This window comes from Acuticoccus sediminis (genome assembly GCF_003258595.1).
Taxonomy (GTDB): Bacteria; Pseudomonadota; Alphaproteobacteria; order Rhizobiales; family Amorphaceae; genus Acuticoccus; species Acuticoccus sediminis.
Genome location: NZ_QHHQ01000004.1, coordinates 1 through 21,888, shown reverse-complemented (window position 1 = coordinate 21,888; position 21,888 = coordinate 1). Strand labels below are relative to the sequence as shown.

Annotated in this window: 21 protein-coding genes; 11 read left to right on the top strand and 10 right to left on the bottom strand. The window is 68.6% G+C overall.

The genetic code is table 11. The features are described 5' to 3' along the window. Positions 1-165: 165 nt before the first annotated feature. From DLJ53_RS18330 to DLJ53_RS18305, 6 genes are all read right to left on the bottom strand, one after another. Positions 166-924 (bottom strand): ABC transporter ATP-binding protein, encoded by a 759-nt coding sequence (locus DLJ53_RS18330; RefSeq protein ID WP_111347920.1) that lies wholly within the window; start codon positions 922-924, stop codon positions 166-168. Then, positions 921-1,775, bottom strand: coding sequence for an ABC transporter ATP-binding protein (locus tag DLJ53_RS18325; protein ID WP_111347918.1), 855 nt, complete (start codon positions 1,773-1,775; stop codon positions 921-923). Before DLJ53_RS18325 ends, DLJ53_RS18330 begins: the two co-directional genes overlap by 4 nt. Then, positions 1,772-2,689, bottom strand: a complete 918-nt coding sequence (locus tag DLJ53_RS18320) for an ABC transporter permease (protein WP_111347916.1) — start codon at positions 2,687-2,689, stop codon at positions 1,772-1,774. Before DLJ53_RS18320 ends, DLJ53_RS18325 begins: the two co-directional genes overlap by 4 nt. Then, positions 2,689-3,702, bottom strand: coding sequence for an ABC transporter permease (locus DLJ53_RS18315; RefSeq protein WP_226581262.1), 1,014 nt, complete (start codon positions 3,700-3,702; stop codon positions 2,689-2,691). The genes DLJ53_RS18320 and DLJ53_RS18315 overlap by 1 nt, the downstream gene beginning before the upstream one ends. A gap of 99 nt (positions 3,703-3,801) precedes the next feature. Then, positions 3,802-5,394 carry an ABC transporter substrate-binding protein gene (locus DLJ53_RS18310; protein ID WP_111347914.1) on the bottom strand — a complete coding sequence of 531 codons (1,593 nt, stop codon included), beginning with the start codon at positions 5,392-5,394 and terminating at the stop codon, positions 3,802-3,804. A gap of 424 nt (positions 5,395-5,818) precedes the next feature. After that, positions 5,819-6,874: a dipeptidase gene (locus tag DLJ53_RS18305; RefSeq protein ID WP_111347912.1), complete on the bottom strand. Its 1,056-nt coding sequence runs from the start codon at positions 6,872-6,874 to the stop codon at positions 5,819-5,821. A 279-nt stretch (positions 6,875-7,153) separates the two neighbouring features. Here DLJ53_RS18305 and serS point away from each other — a divergent pair, with 279 nt between their 5' ends. The 3 genes from serS to DLJ53_RS18290 all read left to right on the top strand — a co-directional run bounded on the left by serS (position 7,154) and on the right by DLJ53_RS18290 (position 10,515). Continuing rightward, a complete protein-coding gene (gene serS / locus DLJ53_RS18300) occupies positions 7,154-8,431 on the top strand; it encodes a serine--tRNA ligase (RefSeq protein ID WP_111347910.1) in 1,278 nt (425 codons plus the stop codon). Next, positions 8,428-9,078: a protein-L-isoaspartate(D-aspartate) O-methyltransferase gene (locus DLJ53_RS18295; protein WP_111347908.1), complete on the top strand. Its 651-nt coding sequence runs from the start codon at positions 8,428-8,430 to the stop codon at positions 9,076-9,078. Before serS ends, DLJ53_RS18295 begins: the two co-directional genes overlap by 4 nt. A 246-nt stretch (positions 9,079-9,324) precedes the next feature. Further along, positions 9,325-10,515: a peptidoglycan DD-metalloendopeptidase family protein gene (locus DLJ53_RS18290; RefSeq protein ID WP_162409371.1), complete on the top strand. Its 1,191-nt coding sequence runs from the start codon at positions 9,325-9,327 to the stop codon at positions 10,513-10,515. Positions 10,516-10,697: 182 nt separating this feature from the next. On the opposite strand, the gene DLJ53_RS18285 is transcribed toward DLJ53_RS18290, so the two are convergent. The 3 genes from DLJ53_RS18285 to folK form a co-directional block, all read right to left on the bottom strand. Then, on the bottom strand, positions 10,698-11,546 hold the full coding sequence (locus tag DLJ53_RS18285) for an ATP-binding protein (protein WP_111347905.1): 849 nt from the start codon (positions 11,544-11,546) through the stop codon (positions 10,698-10,700). A gap of 133 nt (positions 11,547-11,679) precedes the next feature. Beyond that, complete coding sequence (gene folP, locus DLJ53_RS35260; protein WP_162409369.1) at positions 11,680-12,480, bottom strand: dihydropteroate synthase; 801 nt, start codon at positions 12,478-12,480, stop codon at positions 11,680-11,682. Continuing rightward, positions 12,477-12,959, bottom strand: a complete 483-nt coding sequence (gene folK / locus DLJ53_RS35255; RefSeq protein WP_162409367.1) for a 2-amino-4-hydroxy-6-hydroxymethyldihydropteridine diphosphokinase — start codon at positions 12,957-12,959, stop codon at positions 12,477-12,479. The genes folP and folK overlap by 4 nt, the downstream gene beginning before the upstream one ends. A 262-nt stretch (positions 12,960-13,221) precedes the next feature. Here folK and yajC point away from each other — a divergent pair, with 262 nt between their 5' ends. The 7 genes from yajC (at position 13,222) to DLJ53_RS18245 (ending at position 20,646) form a co-directional block, all read left to right on the top strand. Beyond that, positions 13,222-13,563 (top strand): preprotein translocase subunit YajC, encoded by a 342-nt coding sequence (gene yajC, locus DLJ53_RS18270; protein WP_075219213.1) that lies wholly within the window; start codon positions 13,222-13,224, stop codon positions 13,561-13,563. Next, complete coding sequence (gene secD, locus DLJ53_RS36110) at positions 13,563-15,191, top strand: protein translocase subunit SecD (protein WP_202913231.1); 1,629 nt, start codon at positions 13,563-13,565, stop codon at positions 15,189-15,191. The genes yajC and secD overlap by 1 nt, the downstream gene beginning before the upstream one ends. Positions 15,192-15,194: 3 nt before the next feature. Next, on the top strand, positions 15,195-16,160 hold the full coding sequence (gene secF, locus DLJ53_RS36105) for a protein translocase subunit SecF (protein ID WP_202913230.1): 966 nt from the start codon (positions 15,195-15,197) through the stop codon (positions 16,158-16,160). Beyond that, positions 16,160-16,546, top strand: coding sequence for an Mth938-like domain-containing protein (locus DLJ53_RS18260; protein WP_111347901.1), 387 nt, complete (start codon positions 16,160-16,162; stop codon positions 16,544-16,546). The genes secF and DLJ53_RS18260 overlap by 1 nt, the downstream gene beginning before the upstream one ends. Beyond that, positions 16,546-17,403 carry a squalene/phytoene synthase family protein gene (locus tag DLJ53_RS18255; protein ID WP_111347899.1) on the top strand — a complete coding sequence of 286 codons (858 nt, stop codon included), beginning with the start codon at positions 16,546-16,548 and terminating at the stop codon, positions 17,401-17,403. Before DLJ53_RS18260 ends, DLJ53_RS18255 begins: the two co-directional genes overlap by 1 nt. Before the next feature lie 75 nt (positions 17,404-17,478). Continuing rightward, positions 17,479-19,071, top strand: coding sequence for a glutamine-hydrolyzing GMP synthase (gene guaA / locus DLJ53_RS18250; protein ID WP_455423629.1), 1,593 nt, complete (start codon positions 17,479-17,481; stop codon positions 19,069-19,071). A gap of 318 nt (positions 19,072-19,389) precedes the next feature. After that, a complete protein-coding gene (locus DLJ53_RS18245; protein WP_111347895.1) occupies positions 19,390-20,646 on the top strand; it encodes a tyrosine-type recombinase/integrase in 1,257 nt (418 codons plus the stop codon). On the opposite strand, the gene DLJ53_RS18240 is transcribed toward DLJ53_RS18245, so the two are convergent. Then, on the bottom strand, positions 20,636-20,905 hold the full coding sequence (locus tag DLJ53_RS18240) for a helix-turn-helix transcriptional regulator (RefSeq protein WP_111347894.1): 270 nt from the start codon (positions 20,903-20,905) through the stop codon (positions 20,636-20,638). The genes DLJ53_RS18245 and DLJ53_RS18240 overlap by 11 nt on opposite strands. 513 nt (positions 20,906-21,418) lie before the next feature. Here DLJ53_RS18240 and DLJ53_RS18235 point away from each other — a divergent pair. Beyond that, on the top strand, positions 21,419-21,814 hold the full coding sequence (locus DLJ53_RS18235; RefSeq protein WP_111347892.1) for a type 1 glutamine amidotransferase domain-containing protein: 396 nt from the start codon (positions 21,419-21,421) through the stop codon (positions 21,812-21,814). Positions 21,815-21,888 lie beyond the last annotated feature (74 nt).

Genomic DNA, 21,888 nt, shown 5'->3' with positions numbered 1-21,888 from the left:
TCCTCGCCTCCCTCTCGGGCGGTCCACGTCACGCGGCGCTCGAACACTGCCGCCGGCGCATCTTTCAGCTTATTGTCTGGCGCGGGGTTCCACGATCCGAGGGGGAACGCGGCGGCGCGTTTCCTCGCGCCGCCACGTCAGCGGCCGCCCCGGTGGGGCGGGCGCTCAGCCGGCCCGCTTGTAGCCGAGCGACGCCTCCAGGAGGTGGCGCGTGTAGGGATGGCTCGGCGTCATCGCCCGCATCGCGGCGACGTCCATCACCTCGACGATCTCGCCGCCTTTCATCACCGCCACCTTCTCCGTCATGTGACCGACGACCGACAGGTCGTGGCTGACCATCACGTAGGTGAGGCCCCGCTCGCGCCGCAGGTCCGTCAGCAGGTTGAGGATCTCCGCCTGCACCGAGACGTCGAGCGCCGATGTCGGCTCGTCCAGCAGCAGGATCGACGGCTCCGGCGCCAGCGCCCGCGCGATGGCGACGCGCTGGCGCTGCCCGCCCGAGAGCTGGTGCGGGTAGCGGAAGCGGAAGGAGGGGCCGAGGCCGACCTGCTCCAGCAACTCCGGGATGCGCCGGTTGGTGTCCCTGATCCCGTGCAGCCGCAGCGTCTCGTTCAGCACCTTGTCGACCGAATGGCGCGGATGCAGCGAGGCGTAGGGGTCCTGGAACACCATCTGCACCGTCCCGTAGAAGGTCCGGTCCCGCGTCGCCCCCAGCGGCTTGCCGTTGACGATGATCGAGCCCGACCATGCCGGCGCCAGCCCCGTGATCGCCCGCAGCACCGTGGACTTGCCGGACCCCGATTCGCCGACGAGACCGAACGAGCCGCCCTTCTCGACGGAAAAGCTGGCGCCCCGGACGGCGTCGACCCGGTCCTCCCCGTGTCCGAACCAGACGTCGAGGTCGGCGACGTCGAGCGCGATCATGCCCGGCCCTCCACGGACGGAGCGTCGCGCCAGGCGGGATCGCGCTTCAGGACCGTCAGGTGGTCGGTCGGCGCGTCGAGCCGGGGGAGCGAGCCGAGGAGGCCGCGCGTGTAGGGGTGCTCGGCCTCGTGCAGGCGGTCGGCCCGCAGCGTCTCGACGATGCGGCCCGCGTACATGATGAGCACCCGGTCGCAGAAGGAGGCGACGAGGTTGAGGTCGTGGCTGATGAAGATCAGCCCCATCCCGCGGTCGCGCACCAGGCGGTCCATGATCGCCAGCACCTCCTGCTGGACCGAGACGTCGAGCGCGGACGTCGGCTCGTCGGCGATCAGGATCTCGGGATTGGGGATCAGCATCATCGCGATCATGATGCGCTGGCCCATGCCGCCCGACACCTCGTGCGGGTAGGCGCGGAAGACGCGCTCCGGATCGCGGATCTGCACCGCCTCCAGCATCTCCAGCGCACGGAGCCGCGCGGTGCGCCGGCCGCCTTTCTCGTGCAGGCGGTAGGCTTCCATGATCTGGTCGCCGACCGTCATGACCGGGTTCAGCGAGAACTTCGGGTCCTGCATCACCATCGAGATCCGCTCGCCGCGGATCCTGCGCATCTGCCGTTCCGACTTGCCGAGGAGGTCCTCGTCGCCGAGGCGGATGTGGCTGGCGGTGACGACGCCGGGCGGCCGGATGAGGCGCAGGATCGCCCGCCCGGTCATCGACTTGCCGGACCCCGACTCGCCGACGATGCCGAGCCGCTCCTTGCCGAGCGAGAAGGTCGTCCCGCGCACCGCCTCGAACGTGCCCGTCCGGGTGGGGAAGGTGACGGTGAGGTTTTCGACGTCGAGGAGGGTCATTTCGCATCCTTCGGGTCGAGGACGTCGCGCAGGCCGTCACCCAGGAGGTTGAAGCCGAGCGACACGAGGAAGATCGCAAATCCCGGCACCGCGGCCACCCACCAGTAGTCGAGGATGAAGCGCCGCCCCTCGGAGATCATCGCCCCCCATTCCGGTGCCGGTGGCTGCGCCCCCATGCCGAGGAAGCCGAGACCGGCCGCCGCGAGGATGATCCCCGCCATGTCGAGCGTCACCCGCACGATGAGGGACGAGATGCACAGCGGCCAGATGTGCCGCGTGATGATCCGGATCGGCCCCGCGCCCTGAAGGCGGATCGCGGAGATGAAGTCCTGGTGGCGGATCGTCAGCGTCTCCGCCCGGGCGATGCGGGCATAGGGCGGCCAGGCGGTGATGGAGATCGCGATGATGGCGTTCTCGATCCCCGTCCCCAGCGCCGCCACGAAGGCGAGCGCGAGGACGAGGCGCGGGAAGGCGAGGAAGATGTCGGTGATCCTCATCAGCACCGCATCGAGCCAGCCGCCGAAGTAGCCCGCGACGGTGCCGACCAGCAGCCCGATGGGCGCCGCGATGACGGCGACCAGCGCGACGATGACCAGCGTGATGCGCGCGCCCCAGATGATGCGCGAGAGGATGTCGCGGCCGAGCGAATCGGTGCCGAGGACATGCCCCTCGGCGCCGAGCGGCTGGAGGCGGTTGGAGAGGTTCTGCGAGAACGGGCTGTCCGGCGCCACGTACGGCGCGAACGCCGCGACGAGGATGAGGAGCAGCAGGATCCCGAGCCCGACCATCGCCAGCCGGTTGGAGCGGAAGGCGAGCCACCCGGTGTACATCGTGGACAGGCGCGCCTGCAGGCGCGAGTGGGGCGCGTCGGTCAGCAGCCAGGCGCGCCAGGAGGAGGCGTTGTCAGCGGCCATCAGCGCGCCCTCGGGTCGAAGAAGCGGTACAGGAAGTCGGCGAAGAGGTTGAGGCAGACGAAGACGCAGCCCACCACGACCGTCCCGCCCATCACCGCGTTGAGGTCGGCCGACAGCAGGGCGGTGGCGATATAGTTGCCGAGTCCCGGCCAGGCGAAGATGATCTCGGTCAGCACCGAGCCCTCCAGAAGGGCGGCGTAGGACAGCGCGATCACGGTGATGAGCTGCACGCGGATATTGGCGAACGCGTGCCCCCAGATGACGCGCCACTCCGGCACGCCCTTCACCCGCGCGGTGGTGACGTATTCCGCCGACATCTGCTCCAGCATGAAGGAGCGCGTCATGCGGGAGATGTAGGCGAGCGAGTAGTAACCCAGCAGCGAGGCCGGAAGGATGATGTGGCTGAGCGCGTCCCAGAAGACGTCCCAGTTATCGTCGAGGATGGCATCGACGAGGACCAGACCCGTCACCGGCGGCACGAGGTCCATGTAGAAGATGGAGACGCGCCCCGGCCCGGCGACCCAGCCGAGCTGCCCGTAGAACACGTTGAGCGCCAGCAGGCCGAGCCAGAAGATCGGCGCCGAGTAGCCGACGAGCGCCAGCACGCGCGCAATCTGGTCCACCAGCGAGCCGCGCTTGACCGCCGCCAGCACGCCGAGCGGCACGCCGACGAGGACGCCGATGAGCGTGCCCAGCGTCGCGAGCTCAAGCGTCGCGGGGAAGACGCGCGCGATGTCCTCGATGACCGGATGCGCCGTCGTGGTGGAGCGGCCGAAGTCGCCGGAGAGGACGTCGCGGAGATAGTAGAGGAACTGGACGATGACGGGCTGGTCGAGGCCCATCTCGCGGTAGACCTGATCGTAGGTCGACTGGGTGGCGCGCTCGCCGACGACGGCGAGGACCGGGTCGATCGGCATCAGGCGGCCGATGATGAAGGTGACGAAGAGGAGGCCGAGGAGCGTGACCGCGATCGTGCCGACGCCCGAGGCGAGGCGGACGATCCAGCGGGGCACGATCCGGCGCCGCTCCGGCCTTGCGGCGCGGTGCGACGGGCCGCCCGGTGACGAGGCGAGGGGGCTCTCCCCCCCGCCCGCGCGATCGGCGATCGACACCTACTTGCTGACTTTCCAGTACGCCGCGGAGGTGATCGCCTGGCCGAGCGACAGCCCCTCGACGTTGTCACGCATCGCCGCCTGCTCGATCTTCTGGAACATGATCACGAACGGGGCGGTCTCGAGGAATTTCTGCTGGATCTCCTGGTACATCTGGCGTCGCTTCTCGGTGTCCTTCTCGAGCACCGCGTCCTTCGTCATCTCGGTCAGCTCGCCCGGGTCGTAGGCGTTGCGCCAGGCGAGGATGCCGGTGGCGTTCGCCGCGTCCGAATTGTCCGGGTTGGACGAGAAGGTCGCCGCGTTGGTGTTCGGATCCGGATAGTCCGGCCCCCACTCGCCGACGTAGACGTCGAGCTCGCGCGCACGGTACTTGCCCAGCGTCTGCGCGCCGGTGCCGACGGTGATGTCGAGGTTGATGCCGAGCTGGCCCAGCGTGTTCTGCATCGACTGGGCGATCTCGATGCGCTCCTGCGCGTCCCGGACGCCGAGGCCGAGCGTGACCGGCGTGGTCACCCCCGCCTCCTCGATGAGCGACTTCGCCTTCTCGAGGTCGAAGCTGTAGGGCGTTTCGTCGAGCGCGCCGAAGTAGGTCTGCGGCAGGAAGGTCTGGTGGATGGTCCACTGGCCCTTCAGGAACGAGTTGACCATGCCCTCGTAGTCGACCGCGTACTTCAGCGCCTCGACGACCTTCGGATTGGTGCTGAACTCGTTCTTCTGGTTGAAGCTCGCGTACATGATGCGGCCGCGCAGCTCGTCGACGACCTTGATGGCGTCCGCGCCCTCGATGCCGGAGACGTCCTCCGGGTTGAGGTTGCGCGCGACGTCGATGTCGCCCCGCTCCAGCAGCAGGCGCTGGTTGGCGCTCTCGGAGATGTGGCGCACGATCACGCGCTTCATCGCCGGCTCGCCGAGGTAGAAGTCCGGGTTCGCCTCCAGCGTGACCGCCTCGGACGGGCGCCAGTTGGTCAGCTTGTAGGCGTAGGAGCCGGCCGAGTTGGTCTTCAGCCAGTCGTGGCCGAGGTCGCCGTCGACCTCGTGCTCCATCGCCAGCTCCCTGTCGACGATCGAGCCGACGCCGGCGGTGAGGCAGTTCAGGACGAACGATTCGGCGTACGGCGCGTCGAAGGCGAGGGTCACCGTGTTGCCGTCGACGGTGATCTTCTCGTCGACGTTCTCGGGCGTGAAGCCGAACTGGCTGAGGATGAACGAGGGCGTGAGGTTCAGCTTGATGACGCGCGCGAGCGAGAAGGCGACGTCCTCGGCGCGGACCGGGTTGCCGGAGTGGAAGGTCATCCCGTCACGGATGGTGAAGGTGATGGCGGTGCCGTCCTCGGAGACCTTCCAGCTCTCGGCGATGTCGGGCTGGTAGCCGGCATCGAGGTCGGCCGGGTCGAAGTTGACGAGGCGGCCGTAGACGTTGCGGTTCACGTCGTTGCCGGCAAACTCGAACGTCTCGGCCGGGTCGAGCGAGACGATGTCGTCGATCCGGTTGGCGATGACCAGCATGTCGTCCGGCGTCGCCGCGAGCGCCGGGTTCGCCGCGGCGAGCGTGGCGACTCCAGCCGCGGCCAGGAGCGCGCGAAGATTTCTCATGTGCTTCCCTCATTCTGCGCTGGTGGTGCAGCGCGAGCCCATGTGTTGTGCGGCCGGTTGTGCCTGACGCTCCGCAGAGCGCGGTCTGCCGGCCGCCATAAGTTAAGCGGGGTGCGGTCCGGCATCGCAAGCCCCGTGAAACCGTAAGCATTGCGGCAGGAGTGCGGCCCTGGAGGACGTTCGCGTGCAAGCGATGTTCCAGCCCGCGATAAGTGAAAGCATCAGGCGCGGCGATGCACGCCGCGCGCGTATCGCGGCCGCCGATGCGAGGCATGCGGGTATGCGACCGCGCGCCGCACGGGCCCGGAGGCGGCGATGTGGAGAACGGGCCTTGTGGAGAACGGGCCTCGTGGGGAACGGGCGGTATGGAGGCCGGGTGCGGTCCGGCCTCTCGGGGGAGCCTCGCCGGGAGGCGGAGGCGCGGTCAGGCGCCCCAGGTGCGGCGGAGGACGTCGACCCAGTTGCCGTGGCAGATCCGGGCGATCAGCGCCTCGCCGTAGCCGTGCTCGCGCATCGCGTGGCGCAGGTTGGGCAGGCGCTCCACCCCGTCGAGGGCGTGCGGGACGAGGGCGCCGTCATAGTCCGAACCGAGCGCCAGGCCCGATTCGCCCAGGATGGCGATGAGGTGGTCGATGTGCTTCAGCACGGTGGCGAGCGGCACGTCGCCCTCCATCCGCCCGTCCTCGCGCAGGAACGCCGAGGCGAAGTTGATCCCGACGACGCCGCCGGTTTCGGCGACCGCGGCGAGCTGCCGGTCGGTCAGGTTGCGCGCCGTCGGCGTGATCGCGTGGGCGTTGGAGTGGGTGGCGACGATCGGCTTCGTGGTGCGCTTCGCCACGTCCCAGAAGCCGGCCTCGTTGAGGTGCGAGACGTCCACCATGATGCCGAGCTCGAGACACCGGTCGACGAGGCGCAGGCCGTCCTCCGTGAGGCCGGGCCCGGTGTCGGGCGAGGAGGGGAAGCGGAAGGGGACGCCGTGGCCGAACCGGTTGGGCCGGCTCCACACCGGTCCCAGCGACCGCAGGCCCGCCGCATGGAGCACGTCCAGCACCGCGAGGTCCCGGTCGATCGCCTCGGCGCCCTCGATGTGGAAGATCGCGGCGAGACGTTCGGTGCCGAGCGTCGCCTCGATCTCGCCCGCCGTGCGGCAGATCTTCAGCTCGTCCGCCTCCTCGAGCGCCATCAGGATGGAGACCTGCCGCATCGCGGCCTCGAGCGCCTCCGGCTGCGCCACGGGGGGCGGCAGCGGCACGCTGTAACGCGGCTTGGTCATGGCGTCGAAGTCGACCGTGCCGCCACCGGAGGAGGGGATCCAGACCGCGAAGAAGCCGCCGCCGAAGCCGCCGAGGTGCGAGCGCTCCAGGTTGATGTGGCCGGCGCCGGAACGGAAGGTGTTGGCTGCGGCCGCCCGTCCGCCGCCGGCGAGGCGGGAGAGCACATCGTTATGGCCGTCGAAGATCGTTGGGACGGTGAGGTCCATGAAGCAACTCGTCTGGCGCCGGCCGCCCAGACCGGGACAGACGTGGCGTATGGGCTTGTCGCGCCGAACCGAAGGGTTGGCGTGAGGGGATGAATGACCCACGTTATCCGCTGGGCCGGGATCAGGGTGGCCTCGCCGGTCCACGGCGTCAACGGACGATGCAATCGGCGGAATTGGCATATCCGGTGGCACGGATGTTGCGCCGTGGGGCATTCTTGGTCTGGAGCCGGTCCCGTCCACTCGTTAAGAGGGGCGACACCAAAGTAGCCGAGCCAGATCATGTTCGACATTCGCGTAGTCCGGGACGCACCGGACGCCTTCGACGCCGCCCTTGCCAAGCGAGGAGCCCCGCCAGCGGCGTCCCGCCTTCTGGAGCTGGACGACGAGCGCCGCGCGATCGTCTCCCGCCTCCAGGACGCGCAGACGGCCCGCAACGCCGCGTCCAAGGCCATCGGCAAGGCCAAGGCCACCAGGAACGAGGATGAGGCCCAGCGCCTCATCGGCGAGGTGGCCGAGCTGAAGACCACCATCCAGACCGGCGAGGAGCAGGAGCGTGACGTCACGCAGCGCCTGCACGCCGAGCTCTCGGCGCTCCCCAACATGGTCCTCGCAGACGTCCCCGTGGGCGAGGACGAGGACGCCAACGTCGAGCTTCGCCGCGTCGGCGAGCCGCCGAAGTTCGACTTCGAGGTCAGGGAGCACGACGCCATCGGCGAGGCGCTCGGCCTGATGGACTTCGAGCGGGCGGGCAAGCTCGCCGGCTCGCGCTTCACCGTGCTGACGGGCAAGCTCGCCCGGCTGGAACGCGCGCTCGGCCAGTTCATGATCGACAGGCACACCGAGGCGCACGGCTACACCGAGGTCTCCCCGCCGCTGCTGGTGCGCGACGAGGCGGTGTTCGGCACGGCCCAGCTGCCGAAGTTCGCCGATGACCTCTTCCGGACGACCGACGGGCGCTGGCTGATCCCGACCGCCGAGGTGCCGCTCACCAACCTCGTCGCCGGCGAGATCCTCGACGGGCGCCAGCTGCCGCTGCGCGTGACGGCGCTGACCCCGTGCTTCCGCTCCGAGGCCGGCTCGGCGGGCCGCGACGTGCGGGGCATGCTGCGCCAGCACCAGTTCACCAAGTGCGAGATGGTGTCCGTCACCACCGCCGAGCAGTCGCTCGACGAGCAGGAGCGGATGACCGGCTGCGCAGAGGCCGTGCTCCAGGCGCTGGGCCTTGCCTACCGCGTCGTCACGCTCTGCACCGGGGACCTCGGCTTCGGCGCGCGCCGGACATACGACATCGAGGTGTGGCTGCCCGGGCAGAACACCTACCGCGAGATCTCGTCCTGCTCGGTCTGCGGCGACTTCCAGGCCCGGCGAATGAACGCGCGCTACCGGCCGGAGCCGGACGCCTCGCCGCTCTTCGTCCACACGCTGAACGGCTCGGGCGTGGCGGTCGGGCGGGCACTGATCGCGGTGATGGAGAACTACCAGGAGGCGGACGGTTCGGTCCGCGTTCCGGAGGTGCTCGTGCCGTACACCGGCTTCGAGCGCATCGACGCCAAATGACCCCCGAGGAGGAGGCCATCGCGCGGGCCGAGCTCGCCATGAACCTGCGCCGGCAGAACGTTGCCGGCCACAAGGTCCTGGCGGCGCTGGAGTCGGTCCCGCGCTCCCTCTTCCTCTCGGCCGAGCACAAGGCGCTCGCCTACGCCGACCGCGCCGCGCCCATCGAGTGCGGCCAGACGGTCTCCCAGCCCGCGGTCGTCGCGCAGATGACCGAGGCGCTCGAGCTCGGCCCCAACGACCGCGTCCTCGAGATCGGCACCGGGTCGGGCTACCAGACGGCGATCCTCGCCCGCCTCGCCGGTCACGTCTATTCGGTGGAGCGCTACCGCCTGCTCTCCGATCTTGCGCGCGAGAGGCTTTCCGTCCTCAAGCTCGACAACGTCGATTTCCTCGTCGGCGATGGTCACGAGGGTTGGGCGGAGCACGCGCCCTACGACCGCATCATCGTCACCGCCGCGGCGGCCGCCGTTCCGGAGGCGCTCGTCGAGCAGCTTGTTCCTGAAGGGATTCTCGTCGCGCCGGTCGGCGCGGAGGGGATGGTTCAGGAGCTCCTCAAGTGTCGCAAGGCGGGCGAGGGGCTGGTCGGGGAGCACATCGCGGATGTGCGTTTCGTACCTCTCGTCCCGGGGATCGCCGGCCGGTTGTGACACCATAGCAACAGGCAGGAACATGATCCGCGCCGAAGCTTCGAAAGGGCCCCAACCGGCAGCATTCGGCGGGTCCAATTAAGACCTCGGTAACGTCGAAAGCTTCCATATACCCCCGTGTTTTCTGGGCGCGGAAGGGTGCGAGTCATGCGCGGATGGGCAACGGGCGGCCTCGGCAAAACTGCAATCAATCTGAGCGTGGTGGTCGGGGTTGCCGCGTTGATGGCCGGGTGCTCGAGCGATTCCGTGCGCGTCCCCGGAGCGTCCCTGTTCGCGGCCAACAACCCGCCCGAGACGGCGACCAACCCGATCGAGTCGAGCGACCTCACTCCCCTCAACGGTCAGCAGGCGATGGTGACGCCCGTCTCATCGCAGCCGATCACGACGCCGGCCTCGCTGCGCGCCCGCGGCTGGACGGTCGAGGGAGCGCCGATCGTCGAAGTGTCGGCCGGTGACACGGTGGACACCCTCTCGCAGGGCTTCAACGTCCCCGTCGACGTGATCCTCGAGGCGAACCGCCTGTCCAACCCGCTCGACGTCCGGCCGGGCTCGCGCATCATCATCCCGACCTACGTGCGGGTCGACCAGCCGAACCTGACCCCGGCGATGGGGCCGAGCTCGATCCCGGACGTCTCCGGCTCCCCGCAGGAGAGCGTGCAGCAGCAGGCGAGCCTCGGCACACCGCCGCGCACCCTCAACGAGCAGGCCGCCAACCAGAGCCACACCGTGCAGCCCGGTGAGACGCTCTATTCCATCGCCCGCACCTACCGCGTGTCGCACACCGCGATCGCCGAGGCGAACGGCATGAGCCCCGACGCCTACGTCCGCTCCGGCCAGGTGCTGCGCATCCCGGGCCCCGGCGGCCTGGGCAATGCGCAGGTCGCCGCGAAGCAGCCGGCCCAGCCGCAGCCCGAGACGCAGGTCGCGATGGCCGAGCCGCAGCAGCGCATCGACGCCGCGCCGGCGCCCACCGCGCCCGTCACCAGCGCGCCGCAGGCGAGCACGCCGGCCGCGCCGGCCGCGCCGGCCCCGACGCAGCCCGCGCCGAGCCAGTCCGCGTCCGGCTTCGCGTGGCCGCTTCGCGGCGCGATCATCGTCGGCTTCGGCAAGCAGGCCTCGGGCGAGCGGAACGACGGCATCAACCTCGCGGCCCCGTCCGGCACCCCGGTGCACGCCGCCGGCAACGGCAAGGTCATCTACGCCGGCAACGAGCTGGAGGGGTACGGCAACCTCATCCTGATCCAGCACGACGGCGACTGGGTCTCCGCCTACGCCCACAATTCCGAGCTGAAGGTCTCGCGCGGCGACACCGTGCAGCGTGGCCAGACGATCGCGGCGGTGGGCAACACCGGCTCCGTCGACCAGCCCCAGCTCCACTTCGAACTGCGCCGCAACTCAACGCCCGTCGATCCGCTTCCCCACCTCGCCGGCGCCTGACCGCCGCGCGACAGGGCCGGAAACGAAAAGGCGCCTTCCCCACGGAAGGCGCCTTTTTCAGTTTTCGCGGCCATCGCGCGCTCCCGAAGGGGAGCGCGTCATGGGGAGAGGCTCGCCCCGGTGCCCGCCCCAGCCGGACCATGGCGCAGGGCTAAGGGCCGGGCCCGGCGGCCGCCGTAGGGTCAGAGCTGGATCGAGGTGCCGGTGCGGCCGGCGAGGTCCTGCACGTACTGCCAGGCGACGCGGCCGGAGCGCGAGCCGCGCGTCGTCGCCCATTCCAGCGCGTCCCGCCGCAGCTCGTCCGCCTCGACGGGGATCGAGAACGCGGCGACATACCCGTTCACCATGGCGAGGTAGTCGTCCTGGGTGCAGCGGTGGAAGCCGAGCCAGAGGCCGAAGCGGTCCGACAGGGAGACCTTCTCCTCCACCGCGTCGCCCGGGTTGATCGCCGTGCCGCGCTCGTTCTCCACCATCTCGCGCGACAGGATGTGGCGGCGGTTGGACGTGGCGTAGAAGAGGACGTTCTCCGGCCGGCCCTCGATGCCGCCGTCCAGCACCGCCTTCAGCGACTTGTAGGACGTCTCGCCGGCGTCGAACGAAAGGTCGTCGCAGAGGATGACGAAGCGGTAGGGCGCCGGTCGCAGGACGCTCATGAGCGCGGGGAGGGCGGCGATGTCCTCGCGGTGGATCTCGACGAGCTTCAGCCCGTCGATCTCGGCGTGGACGGCCTTCACCAGGGAGGACTTGCCCATGCCCCGCGCGCCCCACAGGAGGGCGTTGTTGGCCGGAAGCCCCTTCGCGAAGCGGCGCGTGTTCTCCAGCAGGAGATCGCGGTTGGAGTCGATGCCCTTGAGCGCGCCGAGGCCGACGCGGCTGACCTTCGGCACCGGCATGAGGCGCCCGCCGGCCTCGGCCTGCCACAGGAACGCGTCCGCGCTGTCGAAGTCCGGCGCCGGGGTCGCGGGAGGCGCCATGCGCTCCATGATCGCGATCAGCCGGTCGAGGCGGTCGGTAAGAGCGTCGTTCGTCATCGCAGGGGCAGTCTCGGCTATGGCAGGGTCAGGTGGCAGGTTCGGGCGGGGCAGGGTCGGACGGGGTCGGCTGGAACGTCGGGGGCGCATTATGTCGCGCCCCGCGTCTCCTGCGCCTCGCCGGGGCGGGCGGTCAAGCCGGGACGCGCGCCAGCCGGTCCCGAAGCGCGACGTGGCGCGCGACGTTGTGCACGCGCAGGAAGTCCGCCCCGTGCAGCAGCATCACGCCGGAGAGGGCGAGGGTCACGTCGTCGCGCTCCGGCGCCGGCGCGTCGGTGATGCACTTCATGAAGGACTTTCGCGAGTGGCCGACGAATACGGGGCGGCCGAGGGCGCGCAGCTCCGGCAGGCGGGCGACGATGTCGAAGGCCTGACGCGGCGTGGTGCCGAAGCCGATGCCGGGGTCGAGGATCACGCGCGACGGGTCGACGCCCGCCGCGGCGAGCTCTGTCAGGCGGCGCGCGAACCAGTCGGTGATGAAGGCGATCATGTCGGTCGACGGCGGCAGCGTGCGGCCCGGCACCACCGGCACGGTGACCGCGTGCATCAGGACGAGGGAAACGCGCGGATCGGCGGCCGCGATCACCGTGGCCATCTCCGGACCCGTGCCGCCGACGTCGTTGATCCAGTCCGCTCCCGCCCCGATCGCGCGCTCGGCCGTCGCCGGGTTGCGCGTGTCGACACTGACGAGGGCCCCGTGCTCGCGGGCGAGGCGGATGATCTCCGGCAGGCAGGGGGCGAGGCGGGCCCACTCCTCCTGCGGCGTGACCTCGACGCCGCCCGGCCGTGTCGATTCGGCGCCGACGTCGATCACGTCCGCGCCCGCGACGAGCTGCGCCTGCGCCTCGGCGATCGCCGCGTCGGGCGCCAGCGTGTGGCGCGCGTTGGCGAACGAATCGGGGGTGACGTTGAGGATGCCGACGATCTTCGTCACGCCCGCTCGGCCTCCAGCACCGACAGCATCTCCTCGACGCTGACGCCCGTGACGGGGTGACGCCAGCCCGGGTCGATCTCCGACCAGGGGCGCAGGACAAAGAGCCGCGCGGCGATCTCCGGGTGCGGGATCGTCAGCCGCTCGGTCGTGATGACCGCGTCGCCGTAGGCGAGGATGTCGATGTCGATCAGGCGCGGCGACCAGCGCGGGCCGGGACGTCGGCCGAGCGCATGCTCGATCCCCTTGATGCCGTCGAGCAGCGCCAGCGGCGAGAGCTCGGTATCGATCTGCACCACGGAATTGAGATAGGCGATATTCCAGTCGGGCGGCGCGCCGGGGGGCAGGAGTGCCGGCGTCACGTGGCGGGAGGACGCGGCGAGGACCGTTGCGGGAAGGTCCGCGAATGCGGCTTCCGCCCGGTCGAGCATCGCCGCGCGCTCGCCCAGATTGCTGCCGAGCGCGAGGGTGGCCACGGGCACCGATTGTCTCCATGTCTTCCTGACGAGCCCCCCACATAACCGTCCGGCGCGTCGGATCAAATCCCTACCGGTCATGGAGGGGGCCGATGGCTTGTCCTGTGGACGGATCCGTCCGGGAGTGGTGTCCGGACCGGTCGACCTGCGGTTCAACTGGCGCAGCTTGCCGCGCCCGCGTTGCAATCGCTGTGCGGAACGTCTAACTCCGGCAAAACCCGAAGCCGGGCGCTTTCGTTCGCGCGGCCATCCGATCATAAGGTTCGTCATGTTCATCACAGAAGCCTTCGCGCAGGCTCCCGGCGGCGCAGGTGGTGGCGCTGGTTTCATCGTTCAGCTCGCCCCGTTCCTGCTGATCTTCGTTATTATGTGGTTCCTGATCATCCGCCCGCAGCGGCAGCGGATGAAGCAGCACCAGGCGATGGTCTCCGCGCTGAAGCGCAACGACACGGTCGTCACCGCCGGCGGACTCATCGGCAAGGTGACGAAGGTGGTCGACGACAACGAGATCGAGATCAAATTCGGCGACAACGAGCCCGTCCGCGTCGTGCGCAGCACGATCACGGAAGTTCGCGCGAAGCCTGAACCGGCGGCTGCGGCGAACGACTGATGCTGCACTTCCCACGCTGGCAGACGATTTCCATCGTCCTCGTCGTCATCCTCGGCGTGGCGGCGGTGATCCCCAATCTGGTCCCCCGCTCGTGGATGGCGCCGCTGCCATCGTGGCTGCCGAAGGAGCGCATCGTCCTCGGCCTCGACCTGCAGGGCGGTGCCTACCTGCTCTACCAGGTCGATCAGGAAGACTACATCGACACGCGACTGCGCACCGTCACCAACGAGGTGCGTGAGGCGCTCCTGAAGGAGCCCCGGATCGGCTACACGGGCCTCGGCGTCGTCAGCGACGGCGTCGAAGTGCGGATCCGCGACAACACGCGGATCGACGAGGCCGCCGACCGGCTGCGCCAGCTCCTGAACCCGCTCGGTCAGGGCGTCTTCACCCAGGGCGGCGTCAACGAGTTCGAGTTCTCCCAGTCCGACAACGGCCTGATGCGGCTGCAGTTCACCGAGGCGGGCCTCGCCCAGCGCGTGCGCTCCATCGTGGACCAGTCCATCGAGGTGGTGCGCCGCCGCGTCGACGAGCTCGGCACGACCGAGCCGAACATCCAGCGCCAGGGCGACGACCGCATCCTCGTCGAGGCGCCGGGCGGTGATCCGGAGCAGCTCAAGGCGATCATCGGCACCACCGCGCAGCTGACCTTCCACCTGGTCGACACCTCGGTGAACCCCACTGACGTTCTGCAGCGGGGCCGCGCCCCGGCCGGCAAGATGCTGCTGATGACGTCGGAGGACAACGAGGCCGAGCCGGGCGTTCCCTACGTCGTCGACGAGGCGCCGCTCATCACCGGCGAGGACCTCACCGACGCCCAGCCCGCCTTCCAGCAGCAGACCAACGAACCGGTGGTGACCTTCCGCCTCACCACGGGCGGCGCACGGCGCTTCTGCGACGTGACCACCCGCGAGGCGCCGTCGCGCACCCCGTTCGCCATCGTCCTCGACGACGAGGTGGTGTCCGCGCCCTCCATCCGCGAGCCGATCTGCGGTGGCGCCGGTCAGATCTCCGGCTCCTTCACGGTCCAGTCGGCCAACGACCTCGCGGTCCTGCTGCGCGCCGGTGCGCTGCCCGCCGCCCTGACGCTGGTCGAGGAGCGGACCGTCGGCCCCGGCCTCGGCGCCGACTCGATCGCCGCCGGCGAGACCGCCGCCATCGTCGGCGCCGTGCTCGTCGCCGCGTCGATGGTGCTGGTCTATGGCTTCTTCGGCGTGATCGCGAACGTCGCGCTGGTCGTGAACGTCGTCCTCATCCTGGGACTCCTGTCGCTCCTCGGGGCGACGCTGACGCTGCCGGGCATCGCCGGCATCGTGCTGACGATCGGTATGGCGGTGGACGCCAACGTGCTGATCTACGAGCGCATCCGGGAGGAGGGGCGCGCCGGCCGCAGTCCGATCCTCGCGATCGACGCGGGCTTCAGCCGGGCCTTCGCCACCATCCTGGACGCCAACGTCACGACCCTCATCGCGGCGGTCATCCTGTTCCAGCTCGGATCCGGCCCCGTCCGCGGCTTCGCCGTCACGCTGGCGATCGGCATTCTCACGACGATCTTCACGGCGTTCCTGTTCACGCGGCTGATGGTGGCGATGTGGGTTCGCCGCCGCCGCCCGACCGAAGTGCCGGTGTAAGCCATGAAACGACTCTCCCTTCCCACGGACACCAAGATCGCCTTCATGCGCTGGCGCGTGCCGGCAATGATCGGCTCGGCCATCGGCTGCATCCTCTCCCTCGCCCTCTTCGCGCTCGTGGGGATGAACTACGGCATCGACTTCCAGGGCGGCACCATGGTGGAGCTGCGCTTCCACGAAGTGCGGCCGATCTCGGAGATCCGCCAGGAAGTCGGCCAGCTCGGCCTCGGCGACGTCCAGATCGTCGAGTTCGGGGAGCCGACGGACATCCTCATCCGCGTCGAGGAGCAGCCCGGCGGGGACGAGGCGCAGCAGCTCGCGGTGATGCAGCTGCGCGAGCTCTACGGCAACGACGCCGACTTCCGCCGCGTCGAGGTCGTGGGGCCGCGCGTCTCCGGCGAGCTGGCGCAGGCCGGCATCATCGCCGTCGTCGTCGCCCTGATCGCGATCATGGTCTACATCTGGCTGCGGTTCGAGTGGCACTTCGCCGTCGGCGCCGTGCTCTGCACGATGCACGACGTGATCCTGACCATAGGTCTGTTCTCGGCGACCCAGCTAGACTTCAACCTCACATCCATCGCGGCGGTGCTGACCATCGTCGGCTACTCGCTGAACGACACCGTCGTCGTCTACGACCGCGTGCGTGAGAACCTGCGGCGCTACAAGCGCATGCCGATGCCGCAGCTCATCGACCTGTCGATCAACCAGACCCTGTCGCGCACGTTGATGACCTCCATCACGACGCTGCTCGCGCTGGCGGCCCTGTTCGTGTTCGGCGGCGAGGTGATCCGCTCGTTCACGTTCGCGATGATCTGGGGCATCGTGGTCGGCACCTACTCGTCGATCTTCATCGCGGCGCCGCTCCTCATCACGCTGCACCTGCGCCCGGGCCGTGCGTCCGGCGGCGGCAAGGAGGACGAGGCCGACGACGGCGAGCCGGCCGGCGACGCGGAGCCGACGCCGGCCTGATGACTGGCCTCGTCATCCGCGACGCCCACTTCCCGGGGCGGGCACCCATCGATGCCTACGGCAACGGTGGCTTCCGCTTCGCCGGGATGAGCCATCGCGGGTCGCTCCTGTGCGTCCCGTCCGGCATCTACGGCTGGGCTCCGGCGGAGGCGGCCGACATCACGCCCGAGTCGCTCGCCCGCGTCATCGAGGAGCGCGGCGAGATCGACGTTCTGCTCGTGGGGGTCGGCACGGTGCCGTTCCCGCTCGGCGGACCGTCCGCGGCAGCGTTGCGGGCACAGGGCGTCCGGTTCGACACGATGAACACCGGCGCCGCCGTGCGCACCTTCAACGTCATGATATCGGAGGAGCGGCGGGTCGCGGCGGCCTTGATCGCTGTCGACTGATGGGGATCGAAGACGCGGTCCGCGACGGTGACCGCACCCGCTGGCTCGCGGCGCTCTTCGCACCCGAGCCGACGCGCCCGGCCCTCCACGCCCTCGCCGCCTACCGCCTCGAGCTGAAGCGCATCGTCGAGACCGTGTCCGACCCGATGGCGGCCGAGATCCGCCTGCAGTGGTGGCGCGACGCGATCCGCAACGAGGGGTACGGCGCCGGCCGCTCCGTCCCGCTCGTCGATCACCTGCGACAGGGGGCCGAGCGCTACCGCTGGCCGCTGGAGACGCTCTGCGCCGTCAGCGAGGCCTTCATCCACGACCTCTACGCCGACCCGCTCGCGAGCTGGGACGATTTCGACGGCTATGCCGGCGAAGGGCAGGGCGCGCTCGTCCAGCTCGCCGCCATGGCGCTCTGCGTCGACGCGCTGGGGGCGGACGACGGCCTCGCCGCCGCCCGCAGCGCCGGGACCGCCGCGGGGTACGCCGGCGTCGTCCTCGCCGCGGCGGACGTGGCGTCGAGCGTGCCGCGCCGGTTCGCGCGCGGGGTCAGCCTCGTGCCGTCCAGCGTCTGGCGGGAAGCGACGGGCGAGGAGCAGGGCGCCTCGATGTCCGCCGGCCGCCTGCCGGAGGGGGCCGGCAGAGCCGCGTCGGCCGTCGCCGGGCACGGCGAGGCCGCGCATCGGGCCATGCGCGAGCACATCGCCGGGGTGGCGCCGGCCGCCCGCGCCGCGTTCCTCCCGGCACTCGCCGCGCGGCGGCACCTCGCGCTAGCGGCCCGCGCTCCGCTTTCCGAGCCGCAACCGGCGGTCTGGCGGACCCAGATCGACCTCTGGCGCGCCGCGCGCTGGGTCAACCGGGCGGGCTGAGACGGCCCCGGCACCCGCCGCGGAGCATGCGCCACGCGTCCCGCGCACGGAGCGGGGATGAGGATCCGGAATGCGTTGACGGACGATGGTGGATCGCGCCGGACTGTGCCAATAGAGGCCATGGCGCACGACACGATCCTCATCGTCGATTTTGGTTCTCAGGTCACCCAGCTCATCGCACGTCGCGTGCGCGAGGCGGGGGTGTTTTCCGTGGTCGCACCGTACCAGGAAGCGGCCGCCGCATTTGCCGAACACAAGCCGAGCGGGGTGATCTTCTCCGGCGGCCCGTCATCCACCCACTGGGAGGGATCGCCGCGCGCCCCGCAGGAGATCTACGACTCCGGCGTGCCCCTGATGGGCATCTGCTACGGCCAGATGGCGATGAACGACCAGCTCGGCGGCCGCGTCGAGGGGAGCGACCATCGCGAGTTCGGCCGCGCCGAGATCGAGGTGGTCGGCCACAGCCCGCTGATCGAGGGCATCTGGTCCCCCGGCGAGACGCACACCGTATGGATGAGCCACGGCGACCGCGTCGTCGAGCCGGCGCCCGGCTTCGAGGTGGTCGCCCGCTCGCCCGGCGCGCCGTTCGCGATCATCGCCAACGAGGAGCGCCGCGCCTACGGGCTGATGTTCCACCCGGAAGTGGTCCACACGCCGGACGGCGCGCGTCTCATCGAGTCCTTCGTGCGCCGCATCGTCAGGGCCACCGGCGACTGGACGATGGCCGCCTTCCGCGAGGAGGCGATCGCCAGGATCCGCGAGCAGGTCGGCGACGGCCGCGTGATCTGCGGCCTCTCCGGCGGCGTCGACTCCACCGTGACCGCCGTGCTCCTGGCGGAGGCCATCGGCGACCGGCTCACCTGCATCTTCGTCGACCACGGTCTCCTGCGCGAGAACGAGGCCGAGCAGGTCGAGACGATGTTCGCCGGCCGCAACGACGTCATCTTCAACAAGGTCGATGCCTCCGAGACCTTCCTGAATGCGCTCGAGGGCGTCACCGACCCCGAGGTCAAGCGCAAGACCATCGGCCGCCTCTTCGTCGAGGTGTTCGAGAAGGAAGCGAAGGCGGTCAAGGGCGACTTCCTCGCCCAGGGCACCCTCTACCCCGACGTCATCGAGAGCGTGTCGCCGACCGGCGGCCCCTCGGTCACCATCAAGAGCCACCACAACGTCGGCGGCCTTCCGGAGCGGATGGGCCTCAAGCTCGTCGAGCCGCTGCGCCTCCTCTTCAAGGACGAGGTGCGTGCGCTGGGCCGGGAGCTGGGCCTCGCCGAGACGTTCGTCGGCCGGCACCCGTTCCCCGGACCGGGCCTCGCGATCCGCTGCCCCGGCGCCATCACCCGCGACGGCCTGGCGGTGCTGCGCCGCGCCGACGCGATCTTCATCGAGGAGATCCGCGCCGCCGGGCTCTACGACCGGATCTGGCAGGCCTTCGCGGTGCTGCTCCCGGTCGAGACCGTCGGCGTGATGGGCGACGCGCGGACCTACGAGAAGGTGCTCGGCCTTCGCGCGGTGACGTCCACCGACGGCATGACCGCCGACATCTACCCCTTCGACGTGACGTTCCTCGGCCGCGTCGCCTCGCGCATCGTCAACGAGGTGCGCGGCGTCAACCGCGTCGTCTACGACGTCACCTCCAAGCCCCCCGGCACGATCGAGTGGGAATGATTTTTGCCCCTCCGGCCGTATCCGTTTGTACGCTCCGATACGCTTCAACCCATTGGAATATCGGCCTAATTGAGATGCCATCTATCGCCGTCTATCGAGGGGCAGTGCTCCGATTTGACGGTATAACAGACGGTATGGACCAACTTGTTCCATCGAGAATTTCGCTATACCGTCACGGCTGAGAGAGCTGATGACGGTATTGTTTTTGGTGTTAACAGGCTGATTCTCAAGAGGAATCATGCTTCCAGCGCCGCCTGTTTTTGCCTGACGGTATAATTGGCGCCTCTCCCCGCTTTTAAGACGGTTTTGGAGGCACTCATGCTGACTGACACTGCGATTAAGGCGCTGAGATCGCAGAAGAAATTGTACAAGGTGAGCGATCGTGACGGTATGTACGTTGTGGTGCAGCCGTCCGGGGCGATCGTATTCCGGTACGACTACCGCCTCAACGGACGTCGCGAGACGCTGACGCTCGGCCGATACGGCTCAGATGGCCTCTCGCTTGCGAGGGCTCGCGAGAAGCTGATCGATGCGAAGCGCGCCATTTCCGAAGGACGGTCTCCCGCTCAAGAGAAGCAGCACGACAAACGCCGACTGAAGGAGGCGAAGAGGTTCGGCGAGTTCGGCGAGAAGTGGTTCCAGGAGTCGCGCATGGCAGACAGCACGCGCGCCATGCGCCGCTCGATCTACGAGCGCGACGTCCTGCCAACGTTTCGAAACAGGCTTCTGACGGAGATCACGCCTGACGATCTCCGCATGATGTGCGGGAAGGTGAAGGATCGCGGCGCTCCAGCCACCGCTGTGCATGTGCGGGATATCGTCAAGCTGATCTTTGCGTTCGCGATCTTACATGGCGAGAAGGTAGCCAACCCAGCGGATGAAGTTGGGCCGGCGTCTATCGCGACCTTCGTACCGAAGGATCGTTCGCTATCTCCTGCGGAGATCCGCGTCATGCTCGGACAGCTCGAGCATGTACCGACCCTGCCGACTATACGGCTGGGAATGAAGCTCTTCCTCCTAACGATGGTCAGGAAAAGCGAGCTGCAAGATGCGACGTGGGACGAAGTCGATTTCGAGAACGCCGTCTGGTCGATACCCAAGGAGCGAATGAAGCGGTCGAAGGCGCACAACGTCTATCTGTCACAGCAGGCCGTCGACATCTTCATCGCGCTGAAAACCTGCGCAGGCAATTCGCGCTATGTCCTTCCGTCGCGATATGACGCTGACGCGCCCATGTCGCGGGCGACGTTCAACCGGATTACGACCGCAGTCGTTGTCAGAGCGAAAAAGGAGGGGCTGCCACTCGAACCCTTCACTGTTCACGATCTACGTCGCACTGGCTCGACGCTGTTGAATGAGCTCGGCTTCAACAGCGACTGGATCGAGAAGTGCTTGGCGCACGAGGACGGAAGGTCGTCGCGTGGCATCTACAACAAGGCGGAATATGAGCATCAACGCCGGCATATGATGCAGGAGTGGTCGAATTTGGTGGACGCGTGGGTGTTGGGGCGGAAGTATGTTCCGACGCTGCTCCCCGCCACGATGGAAATGCTTGAGTTGGAGCCTAGAGTTTGACGGGTCGCGAACGGCGCAATCTAACGTCGGGGCTTGGAGCGCGCTTAACAGCATTAGCCCTAGTGGCACGGCGTCGAGCGTCGAGCCAAGCCTCGACCTCTGCTAAGTCCCAGACGACGCATCGCGAGGTGAGATAGAAGCGCTGTGGGAATTCTCCGCGCTGCTCCATGTCGTAGATCGTGCTGTCGGCAAGCGGCACAATCTCGCGCAACTGCTGCCGCCGAATTGTCCTTCGGGTGACATGCGGGGCAGCGCTCATACCGTATCTCCATTTGTTTGCTCTTGTGGAGATAGAAGGCGATAGATCTTCCGCATTGAAGCCTACTCGTGAACGTGTGCGGTAATATCGGGCAATAGCGTGTAAATCGGAGGGGTGGCTTCGAACGGCAAGTGTCGTCAAGGAGCGGCGGCCGACTCTTCGGCTCTTGTATTGAAGCGCCGCCGCCCGTGGGTCATCCCGGATCGCCATCGACTGCTGGTCAGCCTCAATCCCGCCAGGCGGGAGAGAATGGGTTGTGGCTCGTCTTCCGCAGAACCAGGCGGACGGTGGGGACCGGGCACGCGTTGGCGGCCCATATTGTTTGTACCAACCCATATAACCGCGCTGTCGGTTCCGCGTGCTAATCTGTGCGCCCATCACTGTCGGAGCACGTCTCGCAGCTCGTCGTGGTCAGCTAGCAAGATCGCTTCCGCGCCGGTGGACGCGCCGCAGGTCTGCAGGCGATTGCAGCTTGCGGGACACGTGAGCCGAGGCCAACCAGCAAGGCGGCGCATGGGCAAGATCCTGATCGTTCTGTCTGCGGCGGATCACTGGATGCGAGCGGATGGCACGTTGGCTCCGGCCGGGTTTTGGGCCGAGGAGCTTATCAACATGCACCGGGTCTTGGTCGCGGCTGGACAAGAGGTGGATGTGGCCACGCCGGGCGGGATGACGCCGGTCCCTGACCCCGACAGCCTCAATCAGGAGTTCGTCGGTCCGGACGCAGCGCGCTTCAAGGCTTATCTTGAAGCCCTAGCCCCGTGTCTGCGGTCGACGCTGCGACTTTCGGATGTCTCGGCCGCGACCTACGGGGCCGTGGTCATTCCGGGCGGCCACGGGCCGTTGGAGGATCTTTACAAGGATCCGGACATGGGGAGGCTCCTCGAAGAAGCCGATCGGGGAGAGTGAGGTGCTCCCGAAAAATCGGACAGGGCTGTAAGCTACGGAAGGGACCTGCTGGTCTTCGGATGAGGAGATCAGCG